Origin of the sequence: Apibacter sp. ESL0432 (assembly GCF_019469225.1) — a bacterium.
Taxonomy (GTDB): Bacteria; Bacteroidota; Bacteroidia; order Flavobacteriales; family Weeksellaceae; genus Apibacter.
Window position 1 is genome coordinate 2,246,031 of record NZ_CP048266.1, and the last position, 16,931, is coordinate 2,262,961.

Here is a 16,931-nt window from a genome sequence, read left to right on the forward strand (position 1 = left end):
CTTAAAAATAAATTTTCTGTAAATTTGAACTAACTTTGATTTTTTTTAATCAATTAACTAGATGAAATATTATGCAGCTCAACATAAAAAATGAAACATCAAAGCTGAAAGTGGTTATTCTGGGTCAACCCTGTTCTATGGGAAAAACACCGGAACTAAATGAAACTTATGATGCAAAGTCTTATGAAAATGTAAAAAACAACAGTTACCCTATAGAAGAAGACGTAATACACGAAATGAAGGAATTTAAAAAAGCCCTTCAAAAATATGATGTTACGGTTTTATCTCCCGAAATTTTAAAAGATTATAACCAAGTATTTGCAAGAGATGTAGCCTTTGTTATAGAAGATAAGATCATTATATCTAATATGATTGCAGATAGAGCAGAAGAACTCTATGCTTATAAAGAAATATTCAAATCCATATATTTTCAGAATATTTATAATCTTCCTAAAAAAGCAAAAGTTGAAGGAGGGGATATTATACCTCACAACGATGTTGTTTTTTGCGGAGCTTATGAAGGAAAAGACTTTGCGAATATTAAAACAGCGAGAACAAACCAATATGCTATAGATTACTTAAAAGATTTATTTCCTAATAAAACCTTTATAAATTTACCGTTAAAAAAAGATGATAAAAACCCGAGAAACGGAATTTTACATCTCGATTGCACCTTTATGCCTGTTGGAAAAGATAAAGCTATTCTTTACAAAGGAGGTTTTGCAAATGAAAAAGACTATCATTTCTTACTTGATTTTTTTGGCACAAATAATGTCTTTGAAGTAACGGACGAAGAATTGTATTACATGAATACTAATGTATTTTCCATTTCACCGGAAGTGGTTATTTCGGAAAATAAATTTGAAAGACTTAATAATTTTATGGAAAACGAATGGAATATAAAAGTAGAAAAAGTTCCATACCATGAAATATCAAAAATGGGAGGCCTTCTAAGATGTTCCACTTTACCTTTAATACGTACAAATGAGTAATAAGCAGATAACAAATACCGTATTGATGATAGAACCCGTTTCCTTTGGGTATAATTATCAAACAGCAAAAAATAATTTCTTCCAACAAAACGATTCGGTTTCCGTAGAATCTATTCAAGAAAAAGCAAAGGAAGAATTCAGAAATATGGTTGAAAAACTTAGAAAATTCGGAATAAATGTTTTGGTTGTTAAAGATACGGATCAACCGCATACACCGGATTCAATTTTTCCAAATAACTGGATTTCTTTTCATTCAGACGGTAAAGTAGTGCTGTATCCTATGTATGCTGAAAATAGAAGAGTAGAAAGAAGAGAAGATATATTGGATAGTATAGAGAAGGAAGGATTTATAATTAATGAAATAATAGATTACAGCCGGGCTGAAGAGGAAGATATTTTTTTAGAAGGAACCGGAAGCATGGTATTGGATCGTACTAATGAAATCGCCTATGCTGCCATTTCAGAAAGAACCAACGAAGAACTTTTTATAGAGTTTTGTGAAGATTTGGAATTCTCACCTGTAGTTTTTCATTCTACACAAGAAAAAAATGGTAAAAGATACCCGGTGTATCATACCAATGTAATGATGAGCGTGGCAGAAGATTTCGCCATAATTTGTAAAGAATCTATCCAAGATGTAAAAGAAAGAAAACTAGTAATAGACTTTTTACAAACTACGAAAAAGGAGGTAATTATCATTTCAGAAGAACAAATGAATCATTTTTTAGGAAATACCTTACAACTGGAAAACGATAAAAAAGAAAGATTTTTAGTAATGTCCAATACAGCCTATCAATCCTTGAATGCAGGTCAAATAAATGCCATAAATAAATACAGTCAAATATTGGTATTTGATATTCCCACAATTGAAAAATACGGCGGCGGTGGCGTACGATGTATGTTAGCAGAAATATTTTTACCTAAAGCAGAAAGTTAAAAATCGGCTTTTACTATTAAATAATTTTGTAAATTAATGAAATCCCGTTATATTTGCACCTCGAATTAATTGGCGAGGTAGCTCAGGTGGTTAGAGCGTTGGATTCATAACCCAAAGGTCGGCAGTTCAAGTCTGCTCCTCGCTACAAAATTATAACCCTCATATAGAATTATGAGGGTTTTTTATATAAGAGACATTCCTATTATCCTTTATTTTCATTCATTATTGAAATCTAAATAAGCTTGACTTGTTGAGGGTTCTTTCTCTAAGATCATAATGCATTCTTCATCTCTATGTAAATCAGCATTTTTTTCACAATCAATTTTTAAACAAGAACTTAATAGTAATTCCCAATAATAAAATAATTATCTTTTTCATTATCTATTTATTGTTAAACCAATTACTTAACTGACGAATACCATTACTTAATCTAAAAGTTTCGTATTTAGAAACAGCAACACCTGCTCCAAACCCCAATCCGGCATTTATTCCCATTGTTTTTACACCTGATTTAGCAGGTGTTAAAGAGTCTGTTGCAGACGTTGAATACATACCTTCCACCAAAAAGGAGCCTTCCCAGCTAACATCCGTTCCGGAAAGACCTTTTAAAAGATCTTTATTATCCCAATAGTTATCATGAAAAGCAAATTGAGCCCCGGTTTTTACCCCCGGTATGCTCGGTTTTATTCCCATACCACCTCCAGTTCCCACAACTAAATCCGCATCACCGTTGGCTACTGCAATTCCAATACTTAAGTTTGCTTCTCCAAAGATTCCTTGAAAAGAAAATCCCAAGCTGAAACTAAATGCATCGGGCTTATAAGGGCTATATCTTCCATATTGAACACTTGCTACTGCATGATTGTATGCACCGGATATATAATCAGGTAAAAAGGAATTATTACCCACCACTTCAATAGGTTCAAGGTCGGTATAATTAATTTGGTTTCCTCCATTACTTTGTTGCCACTATATTTTTTGAGAAAAGATAGGAGTTTTGAGAAAAAAAGAATTGAACAACAATTGGTGATGATCTTATATAAAAATAAATATAACCCATAGTATGATTAGTTCTAAATTTTATATAAAAAAATATATTTTATTAATATAAAATAAACATTTTTTTGATTTTTATTTGTTTAAGTGATTTTTATCATTACTTTTCACTCATGATTATTGTATGAATTGCATTAACATTTTATATGTATATTTGACCAATTTTTATAAAAAATAGAAGCTTTCAACCTTTGGAAATGCTGATAAATAAAGTAATTATTTATTTATATGAAGTTGAAGATTTTTATAAATTTTAAGAATATTGAAATTTATAATTAAAAGTTGGATCTCTATATATTTATAAACAGATCGTTATATTTTAAATTAAATTTATTATACAAATAGTTTATTATTAAGTAATTTTATTTTTTTATGGAAAGGAATAAATCTTTAGATTCCGCTAAGTTCATTTTAATATTTTTTGTAGTATTAGCACATACCTGTGAATATGATTTATTTACATCTAAAATCAAACTTTTGATTTACATTTTTTCTTCAACCTTTACTATACCCTTATTTATAATCATTTCAGGTTACTTCTCAAAAAATTTAACATGGGATAAGTTTAAAAAATTCATCTTAGGCTTTGTTTTAGTATATTATCTATTTCAGCTTTTTTATTCAATCCCCTCCATGGCTGCCGGTCATTTCAATATCGTACGATATATACTATTACCCATAGGCCCGCTCTGGTATCTTGCGGGATTAATTCTTTGGAGATATTTTATAATACTAATAAAAAAATTTAATATACCGGCATGGGCAAGCTTACTAATTTCAATTGCTATTTCTTTAGCTGTTGGATTCATTAAGATAGATCCTATCTTACATCCTGATTATGTTTCTGCATTAAGAATCTTGGTTTTTATACCTCATTTTTTTGTTGGATATTATGCCCCACAAGATATATGGTCTAGAATAAAAAATATTAAAAAAATATATTCCGTATTATTTTTTACAATATTTGGTATCTGGGTATGTTTGTATGGAACTAGCTATCATGCATTCACCACATTTGGAGGATATTCCTATAGTGTATTTCCTACCATTACCGATGGATTGATTCAAAGGTTGATTTTTCTTGTTTTTGCCATATTCAGTTCTGCAGCATTTTTTAATATTATCCCGGATACCTTCTATAAATTTGGTTCCGCTAGTTTGGGCATCCTTTTATTACATATTATGATAGTATATCCTGTATATTGGGGGATAGTTACAAAACATTTCAGTCATATACCACTTGTAGTTGATATTTTAGCTGCTATAACAATTACTTTAGTATGTTTGTTTTTAACTAAGCTAAAAATTATTCAATTAATAATGAATCCTTTAAAATTAATTGAGATAATCTTTAATAAAATTAAAAGATAATTAAAAAATAAAATAAAAAGTTAGTAAAAAAACAATCATATAAAACTATATGATTGTTTTTTTACTAAATAGTATAAACTAACAAAAACTAATTGAAAAATAATTAATTAAATAATTAAATTGTTGAATTTCATATTCTTTATTACTCAATTATATGGAGATAAATTAAATATAATTAGTTAAATAATTTATTTTATCATAAGACTATCAATTTGTTTAACATATCATTTATTCATTTTTCTTCTTAATATGAACCAGTTTATTAAATAATAATTGATTAAGATTAGTTTGTTTAACTGATCTGGTTTTAAAAATTAATAAAGGAAAAACAACACCAAATGCAAGTGATAATAAAGTAAAGCCCGTACGAGTAGCTTTTTCAAGCATTTCAACTAAATAATTAAATTGCAGAGGTTCCCCCTCTTTTAAAGTCATAACCTCGATCAAAGAAATCATAAATTCATAACCCATTTTACCGGGAATAATATTAATGACAGCGGGAATCGTAAATACAATAGGAGGGGTGTGTACTCTATGAGCGAAATATACGCCGGATATACCTACTAAGCTGGCAGCTGCAAAACTTGAAAATACAATTTGATTTACGAAATAATGTAATAATACAGCTCTGCAGCTAAACCCCATAGCTCCTAACAAAGCCACCACCCACATCGAACGGTAAGGCGTTCTAAATATAACGGCAAAGCCTATGGAAACCCACATAGACCAAAATATTTTTTCCCAAATAGTTACATTCTCACAAACGGTAAAAAAATTAATTAAATCCATATCCAAATAAAAATAGTGATAAAAATAGGCCCATAGCGATAACAAAAATTAACATTGATCCGTGTATTCCCCTGGCAATACCTTGTGTAACATATCCTTCTAAAATATCTATGAAAGAATTAATTAAAGGCACACCCGGTATTAAAAATAAAACACTGGCAGCAAAAGCACTTTTAAGATCAAGACCGGTGATTAATCTAAAAATATTCACCACAGATACGGCAGTAAAAGAAGCAATAGTAAAAATTATAAAAATGTTGAATTTTTTTTGAGTTAAAAACTGTCTGGAAAGAATTCCCAAAACAGTCGCAAGGAAAGTAATAAAAAACTCAATCCAACTACCATTAAGAATTCTGCATAAACTGGCTCCGGCAAGACCTACAAAAAACCAAATGGCGGGTTTTGGGTAATGATTAATTGTCTTTATAGAATTAAATTGTTCATTAACGGCATTCACATCCATTTGTTCATGAATCACTCTCCATGATAATATGCTGATCTCGGAAACAATTTCAAAATTTACTCCAATATGAGGTATAGCACGAACTATAGTATGCATAACATGAGTTTTCTTATCTCTCACACTAAGTACAACGCCTGATAACGAAAAAAATAAATCAGCTTCATAACCAAGAGCTCCGGCTATTCTTTGCGTATTTTTTAGTGTTCGCGAAGTATTAGCACCATTCATGATAAGGCTTATAGCAATATCTGAAATAACTTCACTTACAAATTTTATTTCGATTGAAGTATCAGTCATATAGAAGTATTAATTAATAGGTGTAAAATTATAACAAGGAAGTAGAGTTTTGAGATAAAATAACGTAAACCTGATAACAATCACATAAAAGAGACATAATTTAGATAGGCAAGTAAAATATGACTAAAATATTAGTAAATTTGTTACTTATGTTGAATGTAAATTATATAAATATATGAAATCACATTGGCTGTTATTTATTTTATTAATTACATTGGCTTCATGTCAAACCAATAATCTATCAGTAGATTATGATTCAGGATATAATTTTTCTACAGTAAAAACCTATAATTATTATGCAGATAATAAAGTAAAACTTAATAATAAAATAGATAGTACAAATTTTATGAAAAACCTGGATGCGGTGTTGCTTTCCAAAGGTTTAATAAAAGATGTTGATAACCCCGATGTTTATATAGCCGTGGAAGTTTATACCCAACTTACACACCCTGCCAACAGTTCGGTCAATTTAGGAATTGGAGGAGGAAGTGGCTGGTTTGGATTAGGTACTAATGTAGATATACCCATAAAAAATAATAGTAAAATTGTTAATTATTCGTTTAAAATCGATTTTGATGATGCTAAAACAAAGAATTTAGTTTGGACATCAAAAGTTGTCGATTCTAAACCTTTTAATACTTCTACCGCTTCTAAAGCTTCCTTTTATAATTCATCAATTAATTTGTTGTTTAAGAAATATCCGCCTAAGAAAATTACAAAATCCAAACCAAGCAAAACGAACTATTACAATTAGTTTAAATTTAATGATATATAACCCTATATTAATATAGGATATTAGTACAAAGAATTATTAAGTTAAGATTATTTAGCTTTCTTAAGTAAGTTTGTATGATGTTTTTAACATATAAGAATTATAAAGCATATTTAAATCTATAGCAAATGTTTAAACGTTTAAACAATAAATTCGGAAAGATAAAAGATTTATATTTTTTAAACTAAATATCTTTTTAAAGTTAAAGAATCATTTTTTTCAACCTAACAATATTTAAATTTAAGAATTCATTTTCGTTTACATTTAATAAAATTATTTTTGAATCATTTGAAAAAATAAGATGTATAATTATGTACTATCAATCTCCACACCTATAAAAATATTATCATTCTTTAATATGATATAACTCATTTCAAATAAAATCATTTAATCGGTTAAATGATATAATTTTACTGCATGAAACCACAAACATAAATGTAATATGAATACAAAATATCTATATTGGATTACTTTCGTTGCAGTAAACGGAGGTCTATTATTTGGTTTAAATATGGCAGGAATTGCCGGAGCCAATGATCTCATAAAGCAAGATTTCAGTTTAAGCGATAGCGGATTAGGTACGGTTGCCAGTTTTTTAATGATTGGTTGCTTAATTGGAGCTTTTTTTACCGGTAGTATTGCTGAAAAATACGGTCGTAAAAATGTTATGATCATTACAGCAATTATATATATAATTTCTTCTTTAGGTTGTGCTTTTGCAACCAGCTTTATAGGATTAACTATTTTTAGGGTTCTTTCCGGTTTCGCTGTAGGAGCTACTTCAGTAGTGGGCCCCATGTATATTTCAGAAATCTCCCCGGCCAATAAAAGAGGAACGTTGGTATCATTCAATCAATTTGCAATAACCATCGGTATCTTTTTAGCCTATGTTTTTGATTATTTCTTGATTAATTTAGGTCAAGAAAGTTGGAGGTTTATGTTGGGAGTTCCAGCCCTGTTCGGAATCATTTTTTTACTATATTTAGTATTCTCATTTCCGGAAAGTCCACGCTGGCTCTTAGCTAAGGGGAAAAAAGACGAAGCCGTAGAAATTCTTAATAAAATAGGAGGAGATAGTTATGTTAAAAACGAACTTCCTGAAATGGAAAAATCCATAAATGCTGAAAAGAACAAAGAAAAAGCCAGCAGTAAAGAATTATTTAACGGAAAGACTGGCAAAATAGTTGCAATAGGAACCCTTATAGCAGCATTCCAGCAGATTACCGGTATAAATGCTGTATTAATATTTGCACCGGATATTTTCCGTTCTGCGGGAGTAGGTGGAGATACAGCTTTACTTCAATCCATGATCGTGGGAATTGTAAATGTATTAATGACTATAGTTGCCTTGAAATTAGTGGATTCTAAAGGTCGTAAAACTCTTTTATTATGGGGCGCTTTTGGAATGGCTGTTTCTTTAGGATATTTGACATATGCTTTCTTACAACCTGAAAAAAATAGTATGGGAGTTTTAATAGCCTTATTAGGATATATCTCCTTTTTTGCTGCATCCTTCGCTCCGGTAATGTGGGTAATTATATCCGAAATTTATCCTAATAGAATTAAAGGATTAGCAATGTCTTTTTCAACTGCTGTTAGCTGGGGTTGTACATTTTTAACTGTATATTTTGCACCAATTATACGAGCAAATTTAGGAGATAGTGCATTATTTGGAATTTTTGGAATATTTACTGTAATTGCCTTTATTTTTGTTAAATTTTGGATTCCGGAAACCAAAGGAAAATCTTTAGAACAAATTGAAAAAGAATTAGGGCTTATTGACTAAGCTATAAAATACAATTACTATGAAAAGAGTTTCAATTAAAGATGTTGCTTTAAAAGCAGGAGTTTCGACTGCGTTGGTTTCATATGTTTTGAACGGTCGTCATACCGATAGAATAAGTAAACTTACAGCAGAAAAAATAAAAAATGCAGCTAAAGAACTGAATTACCGACCCAATAGCATAGCGCGAAGTCTCAAAGCCAAAAAAACTCATACCATTGCCTTGTTGGTTGCAGATATTGCCAACCCGTTTGCTTCTCAAATAGCAAGGATTATTGAAGATGAGATAAGCAGCAAAGGATATGTAATATTAATTGGAAGTTCCGATGAAAACGCAGAAAAATTGCAGCAATTAATAGATATTTTTCTTACCAGACAGGTAGATGGTTTTATAATTCTACCGGTAGAAGGCTCAGAAAAGTATATATTGGATTTAGCTAAAACCAATGCTCCGATAGTTTTAATAGACAGATATTTTAATAATAATATGGAAATACCCGTAATTACTACTAATAATTACGGAGCATCCTATCAAGCCACAGAACATTTAATAAAAAAAGGAAAAAAGAATATAGGTATACTGTCATTTCAAACGGAATTAATTCATATAAATGAAAGAGTAAATGGTTATAAAAGAGCTGTGTTGGATAGAGGGTTAACTATTAAATCAGAAAATATAAAATACATTAATGAAGCGGAGATAGATATAGAAGTTTCCCATGCTATAGATGAATTACTATCAAAAGAAGAAGCCATTGATGCCTTATTTTTTGCAACAAATAAATTAGCGTTGGCAGGACTTAAAAAGCTAATGACGTTAAACATAAGAATACCCGATGAATTAGCACTAATTACCTTTGATGAATCAGAAGCCTTTGACATCTTTAAAGTACCGGTGAGCCATATAAAACAACCTTTGTATGAAATATCCAAAGAAGCTGTAGAAATAATTACCGGCATGATTGAAGATAAAAATTTAAAATTCAAACCGAGAGTGTACAACTCGAAATTAATAATAAAACAATCTTCTTAATAAGATACATAATGAAAAATAATATGAATACGAAGCCCATCATTTGTTTTGGAGAAATATTATGGGATATATTCCCATCAGGAAAGAAAATAGGAGGAGCTCCATTTAATGTTGCATATCATCTTAATAAAATGGGTGTTGATGGAAGAATGATTAGTTGTGTTGGAAATGATGAATTAGGCAGAGAATTGCTTAACAAAGTACAAGAAGCAGAGATTCCGACAGAAGAATGCCAGATAAGCGATAAATACAACACAGGTACTGTAATAGCAGAAATAGATAAAAATAACGAAGCTCATTATACCATCGTTGAACCCGTAGCTTGGGACTTTATAGGATGGAAAGATGAATATGAAAATTTAGTAAAGAATTCACAAGGATTTGTATTTGGAAGTTTAGGAAGCAGAAATAATTTATCCAAAAACACTTTGTCAAAATTAATAGAAGTTGCGCCATATAAAGTTTTTGACATCAATCTACGACCCCCATATATTTCTCAAGAATCGATTATCGATTTTATGAAAAAAGCCGATTTAGTAAAGATGAATAAGGCAGAATTAAGGCTTTTGTTAGAATGGGTGGGGAAAGAATATACATCCGAAGAAGATGCCGTTAAATATGTTCGTAAAACATTCTCTTTAGATGGACTAATTGTAACCAAAGGAAGTAAGGGAGCAGTATATTGTGATCAATATCAATATATATATTCAGAAGCTATACAAGTTGAAATTAAAGATACAGTCGGTAGTGGTGATTCTTTTCTGGCCGGATTTTTAGCTAAACGAGCTCAAGGATTCTCAAATTTAGATGCTATGAAAGAAGCGATTGCTTTAGGAGCATTTATAACCAATCACATAGGAGCATGCCCGGTATATGATTTAGAAGAATTCCAAAAATTCAAACAGGACAAATCGATAAACAGTAACACATTTATAGAAGATCAAACAATCAATTAGCATACACTAATCTTATCTATATATAGATAAAAAGCAGCTTATATTATTAAGCTGCTTTTTAAATATAAAGATAAAATTAATTAGCAGTTACACGAAGTGTTTTTTATCTGTTGAAAGAAATCATTACCCTTGTCATCCACGAGAATAAAAGCAGGAAAGTTCTCAACCTCTATTTTCCAAATAGCTTCCATTCCCAGTTCGGGATACTCCAAACATTCTAAATGTTTAATATTAGTTTGTGCAAGAATTGCAGCAGGTCCCCCTATACTTCCTAAATAAAAACCGCCGTATTTATGACAAGCGTCTGTAACTTGTTGGCTTCTGTTTCCTTTTGCAATCATAATTAAGCTGCCTCCATGGGATTGGAAAGAATCCACATAAGAATCCATTCTTCCGGCAGTAGTGGGCCCCATAGATCCCGAAGCATACCCGGCAGGTGTTTTAGCCGGTCCGGCATAATAAATAGGATGATCTTTTATATATTGCGGTAACTCTTCTCCATTATCCAATTTTTCTTGCAGTTTCGCATGAGCGATATCCCGTCCTACAATAATTGTTCCGGTTAAAGATAATCGAGTAGAAACAGGATATTGAGACAATTCGGAAAGAATCTCTTTCATCGGTCGATTTAAATCAATCGCAACACCTCCGGCTTCTCCTGCCTTTTGATATTGTTCAGGAATTAATCGGGCAGGATTATCTTCCAATTTTTCAATCCAAATACCGTCTTTATTTATTTTTGCTTTAATATTTCGATCGGCAGAACAAGAAACACCCATTCCAACCGGACAAGATGCTCCGTGTCTTGGTAGTCGTATAACCCTGATATCATGAGCAAAAAATTTACCCCCGAATTGTGCACCTAACCCTAATTCACGAGCGGCATTCAATAGCTTTTTTTCCATTTCAAGATCCCGAAAAGCACGTCCGCCTTCATTTCCTGATGTTGCCAAGTTATCATAATATTTAGTAGAAGCTAGCTTAACTGTTTTCAAGTTAGTTTCAGCCGATGTTCCTCCAATTACAAAAGCAATATGATAAGGAGGACAAGCAGCAGTACCCAACGATTTCATTTTTTCTACTAAAAAAGGAAATAATTTATCGGGATTTAATAATGCTTTAGTCTCTTGATATAAATAAGTTTTATTTGCTGAACCTCCACCCTTTGCAACAAATAAAAATTTATATTCCTGTCCGTTTACAGCATATAAATCTATTTGAGCGGGAAGATTGGTTCCTGTATTCACTTCTTTATATAAGTCTAAAGGAGCATTTTGAGAATAACGCAGATTATCAGTTGTAAAAGTATTATATACTCCCTTAGATAAAGCTTCTTCATCATTTCCTCCGGTCCATACCTGTTGTCCCTTTTTTCCCATTATAATGGCTGTTCCGGTATCTTGACAAAAAGGAAGAATTCCTTTAGCTGATATTTCAGAATTTCGTAAAAAAGTAAGAGCCACAAACTTGTCGTTTTCACTGGCATTCGGATCTGATAGTATACTTGCTACTTGTTTTTGATGTTCCGGACGAAGTAAAAATTCAACATTATGAAATGCATGTTGAGCCAGAAGAGTTAAACCTTCCGGTTCAATTTTAAGAATTTCTTTTCCTTCAAATGTAGAGGTTGAAATATAATCTTTAGTTAGTAAATAGTATTCTGTAAGATCTTTTCCTTGTTCAAAAGTTTCTTGATACTTAAAATCCGGTGTTGCCATATAGTAAGCCTAGTTTTATAAATTTAACAGCGCTAAAATTATATATTAATAGATTTATAAAACATGATATTTACCGCTTTTAAAGACTATTACGAAATTTATAATCATTATAAATAAAGGAAAAAAGTTTTTTAAATAGTGGTTTATATTTACAATTTTATAAAAGAAATATTTAGAAAAAGATTAAAAAAAGAGGGTTGATAATTCATCAACCCTCTCTATAATAAATATCTATTGAAAATTAAATCAATTTAGCCTATCTTAACGTAAAAAGTAATTCTCTATATTTTGTTAATGGCCACATTTCGTTGTCTATTAGCATTTCCAACGCATCAGAATGTTCTCTGATCTTATCAAATAAAGGTTTAACTTTATTACAAAAAGTTTCAGCTTGTTTAGCAGGATCTGAAATAGCGATAGCCTTGTCTCTTTCTTTAAACAATTTATCTACTCCGCTTTTAATTTCTGTAATATGAGAAGAGATATTTTTAATAAGATCCAATTGCTCTTTACACATGGACTTCATTTCATTTTCCCCAAAAATATCTTTTAATCCTTTTGCATTTTCAATCAATTTAGTTTGATAATCAACAGCCACAGGAACAATGTGATTACGAGCCATATCTCCTAATACTTTAGCTTCAATAGAGATCATTTTAGAATATTTTTCCAATTTGATTTCATTTCTGGCTTCAATTTCCTTATGAGATAAAATATTTAGCTTTTCAAATGGCTCAATATATTTTTTGTTTAATTCAAATTTTAATGCCTCAGGCGTAGTTTTTTTATTTTCCAATCCTCTTTTTTCCGCTTCTTTTACCCAATCTTCACTATAACCGTCTCCTTCAAATAATATAGATCTTGATTCAGTAATATAGTCACGAAGAATATTAAATATTGCTTCATCTTTTTTAAGACCTTTAGCAATCAATTCATCAACCTCTTTTTTGAATTTTTGTAATTGATAAGCCATTATAGTGTTTAAAACGGTCATAGGCTCACCACAATTTGCTTGAGATCCGACTGCTCTGAATTCGAATTTATTTCCGGTAAATGCAAAAGGCGAAGTTCTGTTACGGTCTGTATTGTCAAGTAATAGTTCAGGGATTTTTCCGACAATATTTAATTTTAAATCAGTCTTTTCATCCGGAGAAAGTTTTCCTTTAGTTACTTTTTCCAATTCATCTAAAACAGCGGTTAACTGAGATCCAATAAATATAGAAATAATAGCAGGAGGAGCTTCATTAGCACCTAACCTGTGATCATTACCTGCCGATGCAATTGAAGAACGTAATAAGTCACCATAGTCATGAACAGCCTTAATAGTATTGATGAAAAAAGTAAGGAACTGGAGATTTTTCTTAGGATTCTTTCCGGGACTCAATAAGTTTTCTCCGGTATCTGTTGAAAGCGACCAGTTATTATGTTTTCCGCTTCCGTTAACACCATCAAATGGTTTTTCATGAAATAAAATACTTAAACCGTGTCTGCGGCTTACTTTTTTCATGACATCCATTAATAATGAATTGTGATCTACCGCTAAGTTAGCTTCTTCAAATAATGGAGCTAATTCAAATTGATTCGGAGCAACTTCATTATGTCTGGTTGTTACAGGTATACCCAATCTCATACAGTCAATTTCCAACTCTTTCATAAAATTTCTTACGCGAGTTGGAATAGAACCGAAATAATGGTCTTCGAGTTGCTGTCCTTTAGCAGGGGCATGACCTAGAAGAGTTCTTCCCGTTAAAACTAAATCCGGACGAGTTTGAAAAAGTGAAGAATCCACTAAAAAATATTCTTGTTCCCAACCCAAAGTAGAATAAACTTTGCTTACATTTTTATCAAAATAGGCTTGACATACTTCAGTAGCTGCTTCATCTACCGATTGTAATGCTCGTAATAGTGGAGTTTTATAATCTAAAGTCTCACCGGTATAAGAAACAAAAATTGAAGGAATACATAAGGTTGTATCAATAATGAAAGCAGGTGAAGTAGGATCCCAGGCGGTATAACCTCTTGCTTCGAATGTATTACGTATTCCACCATTAGGGAAGCTGGAAGCATCCGGTTCTTGCTGAATTAATAAGGATCCGCTGAATCTTTCAATGGCCCGACCTTCTCCAATAGGGTTAAAAAAAGAATCATGCTTTTCAGCAGTCTCTCCCGTTAAAGGTTGAAACCAGTGAGTATAATGGGTAGCACCTTTAGACATAGCCCATTCTTTCATGGAAACAGCAACCTGATCTGCAATTTCTCTTGTGATTTTCTTTCCATATTTGATCGCATCTAAAATGCTTTGATAAGCCTCTTTAGTCAGATATTCACGCATGGTGGATTCTGAAAAGACATTTTCACAATATAGTTCAGATAATTTTTTTGGAATTTCTATATGTTTAGGCTGTAAATAAGGAAGCCTTTTTAAAGCATAAAAACGTAATGTTGACATAAAAGGTATTTTTTTTAGAGGGTAAATATAAATATAATATTAAAATAAATCAAATTACCCTCATTTTTTATACATTATTAACGAAATTTTCTAATAAATCATTCATTGAATTCTTAACATATTATCAAAAAAAAACTTCAATTTTAATAAATAAAATAAAATAAACAAGTAATAAGTATTCTAATATGAGAATGTCATAAAAACAGAATGTATAAAAAATAAATTATTTTATATTCAATTATTTTTTATCGGGATTTATTAAGAAAAAAAATAGATAACTTATTAATAAATAGTTAACTTGTAATACGTTACGAATGGATAAATTTTTCTCTGTATAGTAGGTAAAATATTTTAATACGGTTTTTATATGAAATAAAATGTGAGATACAAAATTGAAAAAGATAGAATATTTAAAATAATTATAAAAACTGGATAATTGTAAAATTTTTGTTTATAAAATCTTGCGTTGGTATAATATTTTCATTAATAATTTTAAATAAATCTTATAAAAGATAAGATTAAAAAGATAAAAATAACAACAATAATTAAAATTAATCAAAAACCTAAAAAACATGGAACATAGAAAAATAGGCGATTCAGATTTATCTTTATCGGTAATAACTTTTGGAGCTTGGGCTGCCGGAGGATGGATGTGGGGAGGAACAGAAAGAAAAGTTGCCGTTGAAGCAATTAAATCAGCTCACGATGCAGGAATAACATCTATCGATACGGCTCCTATATACGGACAGGGAACCAGTGAATCTATAGTAGGAGAAGCTATTAAAGGAATTCCTAGAGATAAAGTTCAAATTTTAACTAAATTTGGAATGCGTTGGGATTTAGCTAAAGGAGATTTAGCCATGCACAGTAAAGACAATTCAGGAAAAGATATCGATATATATAAATATGCTGGAAAGGAAAGTGTTATCTATGAATGTGAACAAAGTTTAAAACGTTTAGGAACCGATTATATAGATCTATATCAACTGCACTGGCCGGAAACCGTTACACCCATAGAAGAAACGTTTGAAGCAGTTGCAAAATTAATCGAGCAAGGTAAAGTACGTCATGCATCCGTATGTAATTGCTCTACATCTCAAATTGAAGCAGCAAATAAAGCATGCAAAATACTTTCCGATCAGGTTCCTTATAGTATGTTAAACCGTAAAATAGAAAAAGATATAGTTCCTTATTGTATTAAAAATAAAAAGTCTATCTTAGCTTATAGTCCAATGGAAAGAGGATTATTAACCGGTAAAATTAAACCGGATCATAAATTTGAAGAAGGTGATGCCCGAAGGGATATGAAGATGTACCAACCGGATAGTATTAAAAGAATTGATGATTTCTTGGCTAAAATTAAACATATAGCAGATGATCAAGGAGCAACCCTGGCTCAGTTAGTATTAAAATGGACTGCTGAACAACCGGGGATTACCATAGCCTTGGCCGGTGCAAGAAATGCTGAACAAGCAAAACAAAATGCAAAAGCTGCAGAAGTAAAAATCAGCAAAGAACAAATGGATTTTATCGATTCGGAATTAGCAAAATTATAAAATCATATAAAGAATTATTATGGAAAAACTGACAGGAAAAAAAGCAATAGTTACAGGTGGAAATAGAGGATTAGGAAAAGCAGTGGCTTTAGCTCTGGCTGCTGAAGGGGTAGATGTAGCTATTACAGGAAGAGATGAAAAAACAGTTAAGGAAACTGTAAAGGAATTAGAAGGAAAAGGAATAAAAGCTGCATATTCAATTTTTGATGTTTCCAATCAAAAAGAAGTTGAAACGGAAATGGAAAAATTACAAAACAGTTTCGGATCCTTTGATATTTTGATCAACAATGCGGGAATTTCAGCATTTCAAAGTTTTTTGGATATGCCTGTTGATCAGTGGCAAAATATTGTACAAACCAATCTTTTCGGACCTTATTTCATGTCAAGAGCAGTTTTGCCTGCAATGATTGAAAAAAAAGGGGGAGATATTATTAATGTTTCATCCACGGCAGGATTAAAAGGGGGCGCAAACACTTCAGCCTATAGTGTTTCAAAAGCCGGTTTAATATCCTTGTCGGAATCATTGATGTATGAGATGAGGAAGCACAACATAAGAGTTACAACTCTTACACCAAGTACCATTGCATCAGACATGTCTGTAAAATTATTAAAAATTACGGATGGAAATCCGGAAAAAGTTTTACAGCCGGAAGATTTTGCAGAATTAGTGGTTGATATTCTTAAGTTAAATAAACGAGCCTTGTTGGCAAATGCATCTTTATGGTCAACCAACCCTTAAAATTATAAACCCATAGATAA

At 31.1% G+C, this 16,931-nt stretch carries 14 protein-coding genes and 1 tRNA gene; 10 read left to right on the forward strand and 5 right to left on the reverse strand.

Going from position 1 to position 16,931, the window contains the following annotated elements; genetic code table 11:
• The first annotated feature begins 71 nt into the window (after positions 1 to 71).
• The 3 genes from GYM73_RS09705 (at position 72) to GYM73_RS09715 (ending at position 2,074) form a co-directional block, all read left to right on the forward strand.
• Entirely contained in the window at positions 72 to 992 is a 921-nt protein-coding gene (locus tag GYM73_RS09705) for a dimethylarginine dimethylaminohydrolase family protein (RefSeq protein WP_220233714.1), read from the forward strand.
• Positions 985 to 1,929, forward strand: coding sequence for a citrulline utilization hydrolase CtlX (ctlX, locus tag GYM73_RS09710; protein WP_220233715.1), 945 nt, complete (start codon positions 985 to 987; stop codon positions 1,927 to 1,929). The genes GYM73_RS09705 and ctlX overlap by 8 nt, the downstream gene beginning before the upstream one ends.
• Positions 1,930 to 2,000: 71 nt before the next feature.
• A tRNA-Met gene (locus GYM73_RS09715) sits at positions 2,001 to 2,074 on the forward strand.
• Between the two features lie 236 nt (positions 2,075 to 2,310).
• Here GYM73_RS09715 and GYM73_RS09720 read toward each other — a convergent pair.
• Positions 2,311 to 2,838, reverse strand: a complete 528-nt coding sequence (locus GYM73_RS09720; protein WP_220233716.1) for a hypothetical protein — start codon at positions 2,836 to 2,838, stop codon at positions 2,311 to 2,313.
• Positions 2,839 to 3,357: 519 nt separating this feature from the next.
• Between GYM73_RS09720 and GYM73_RS09725 the strand changes: the two genes are divergently transcribed.
• On the forward strand, positions 3,358 to 4,356 hold the full coding sequence (locus GYM73_RS09725) for an acyltransferase family protein (RefSeq protein WP_220233717.1): 999 nt from the start codon (positions 3,358 to 3,360) through the stop codon (positions 4,354 to 4,356).
• Positions 4,357 to 4,584: 228 nt separating this feature from the next.
• On the opposite strand, the gene GYM73_RS09730 is transcribed toward GYM73_RS09725, so the two are convergent.
• Together GYM73_RS09730 and GYM73_RS09735 are read right to left on the reverse strand one after the other, a co-directional pair.
• Positions 4,585 to 5,145 carry a threonine/serine exporter family protein gene (locus GYM73_RS09730; protein ID WP_105296456.1) on the reverse strand — a complete coding sequence of 187 codons (561 nt, stop codon included), beginning with the start codon at positions 5,143 to 5,145 and terminating at the stop codon, positions 4,585 to 4,587.
• Positions 5,132 to 5,905, reverse strand: coding sequence for a threonine/serine exporter ThrE family protein (locus tag GYM73_RS09735; protein WP_160566143.1), 774 nt, complete (start codon positions 5,903 to 5,905; stop codon positions 5,132 to 5,134). The genes GYM73_RS09730 and GYM73_RS09735 overlap by 14 nt, the downstream gene beginning before the upstream one ends.
• 175 nt (positions 5,906 to 6,080) lie before the next feature.
• Here GYM73_RS09735 and GYM73_RS09740 point away from each other — a divergent pair, with 175 nt between their 5' ends.
• From GYM73_RS09740 to GYM73_RS09755, 4 genes are all read left to right on the forward strand, one after another.
• The gene (locus GYM73_RS09740) at positions 6,081 to 6,659 is read left to right on the forward strand and encodes a DUF4136 domain-containing protein (protein WP_220233718.1); all 579 of its coding nucleotides are present in this window, start codon (positions 6,081 to 6,083) and stop codon (positions 6,657 to 6,659) included.
• 460 nt (positions 6,660 to 7,119) lie between these two features.
• Positions 7,120 to 8,463, forward strand: coding sequence for a sugar porter family MFS transporter (locus GYM73_RS09745; RefSeq protein ID WP_220233719.1), 1,344 nt, complete (start codon positions 7,120 to 7,122; stop codon positions 8,461 to 8,463).
• A gap of 19 nt (positions 8,464 to 8,482) precedes the next feature.
• Positions 8,483 to 9,493 carry a LacI family DNA-binding transcriptional regulator gene (locus GYM73_RS09750; protein ID WP_166005054.1) on the forward strand — a complete coding sequence of 337 codons (1,011 nt, stop codon included), beginning with the start codon at positions 8,483 to 8,485 and terminating at the stop codon, positions 9,491 to 9,493.
• 11 nt (positions 9,494 to 9,504) lie between these two features.
• Positions 9,505 to 10,449, forward strand: coding sequence for a carbohydrate kinase (locus GYM73_RS09755; RefSeq protein WP_220233720.1), 945 nt, complete (start codon positions 9,505 to 9,507; stop codon positions 10,447 to 10,449).
• Between the two features lie 80 nt (positions 10,450 to 10,529).
• Here the strand turns inward: GYM73_RS09755 and GYM73_RS09760 are convergent, their stop codons facing one another.
• Both GYM73_RS09760 and GYM73_RS09765 read right to left on the reverse strand, forming a co-directional pair.
• Positions 10,530 to 12,167 carry a fumarate hydratase gene (locus GYM73_RS09760; protein WP_220233721.1) on the reverse strand — a complete coding sequence of 546 codons (1,638 nt, stop codon included), beginning with the start codon at positions 12,165 to 12,167 and terminating at the stop codon, positions 10,530 to 10,532.
• Positions 12,168 to 12,423: 256 nt separating this feature from the next.
• The gene (locus tag GYM73_RS09765) at positions 12,424 to 14,616 is read right to left on the reverse strand and encodes a glutamine synthetase III (RefSeq protein WP_160542964.1); all 2,193 of its coding nucleotides are present in this window, start codon (positions 14,614 to 14,616) and stop codon (positions 12,424 to 12,426) included.
• Positions 14,617 to 15,188: 572 nt separating this feature from the next.
• Between GYM73_RS09765 and GYM73_RS09770 the strand changes: the two genes are divergently transcribed.
• Positions 15,189 to 16,172 (forward strand): aldo/keto reductase, encoded by a 984-nt coding sequence (locus GYM73_RS09770; RefSeq protein WP_105296448.1) that lies wholly within the window; start codon positions 15,189 to 15,191, stop codon positions 16,170 to 16,172.
• A 19-nt stretch (positions 16,173 to 16,191) separates the two neighbouring features.
• Positions 16,192 to 16,911 carry a 3-ketoacyl-ACP reductase gene (locus GYM73_RS09775; RefSeq protein ID WP_160542965.1) on the forward strand — a complete coding sequence of 240 codons (720 nt, stop codon included), beginning with the start codon at positions 16,192 to 16,194 and terminating at the stop codon, positions 16,909 to 16,911.
• Positions 16,912 to 16,931: the final 20 nt, after the last annotated feature.

What these genes read in the sequence shown, in the direction of transcription:
- GYM73_RS09705 (WP_220233714.1), top strand. Translation starts at nt 72, where the DNA reads ATGCAGCTCAACATAAAAAATGAAACATCAAAGCTGAAAGTGGTTATT.
- GYM73_RS09775 (WP_160542965.1), top strand. Translation starts at nt 16,192, where the DNA reads ATGGAAAAACTGACAGGAAAAAAAGCAATAGTTACAGGTGGAAATAGA.
- GYM73_RS09755 (WP_220233720.1), top strand. Translation starts at nt 9,505, where the DNA reads ATGAAAAATAATATGAATACGAAGCCCATCATTTGTTTTGGAGAAATA.
- GYM73_RS09760 (WP_220233721.1), bottom strand. Translation starts at nt 12,167, where the DNA reads ATGGCAACACCGGATTTTAAGTATCAAGAAACTTTTGAACAAGGAAAA.
- GYM73_RS09740 (WP_220233718.1), top strand. Translation starts at nt 6,081, where the DNA reads ATGAAATCACATTGGCTGTTATTTATTTTATTAATTACATTGGCTTCA.
- GYM73_RS09770 (WP_105296448.1), top strand. Translation starts at nt 15,189, where the DNA reads ATGGAACATAGAAAAATAGGCGATTCAGATTTATCTTTATCGGTAATA.
- GYM73_RS09750 (WP_166005054.1), top strand. Translation starts at nt 8,483, where the DNA reads ATGAAAAGAGTTTCAATTAAAGATGTTGCTTTAAAAGCAGGAGTTTCG.
- GYM73_RS09730 (WP_105296456.1), bottom strand. Translation starts at nt 5,145, where the DNA reads ATGGATTTAATTAATTTTTTTACCGTTTGTGAGAATGTAACTATTTGG.
- ctlX (WP_220233715.1), top strand. Translation starts at nt 985, where the DNA reads ATGAGTAATAAGCAGATAACAAATACCGTATTGATGATAGAACCCGTT.
- GYM73_RS09745 (WP_220233719.1), top strand. Translation starts at nt 7,120, where the DNA reads ATGAATACAAAATATCTATATTGGATTACTTTCGTTGCAGTAAACGGA.
- GYM73_RS09765 (WP_160542964.1), bottom strand. Translation starts at nt 14,616, where the DNA reads ATGTCAACATTACGTTTTTATGCTTTAAAAAGGCTTCCTTATTTACAG.
- GYM73_RS09735 (WP_160566143.1), bottom strand. Translation starts at nt 5,905, where the DNA reads ATGACTGATACTTCAATCGAAATAAAATTTGTAAGTGAAGTTATTTCA.
- GYM73_RS09725 (WP_220233717.1), top strand. Translation starts at nt 3,358, where the DNA reads ATGGAAAGGAATAAATCTTTAGATTCCGCTAAGTTCATTTTAATATTT.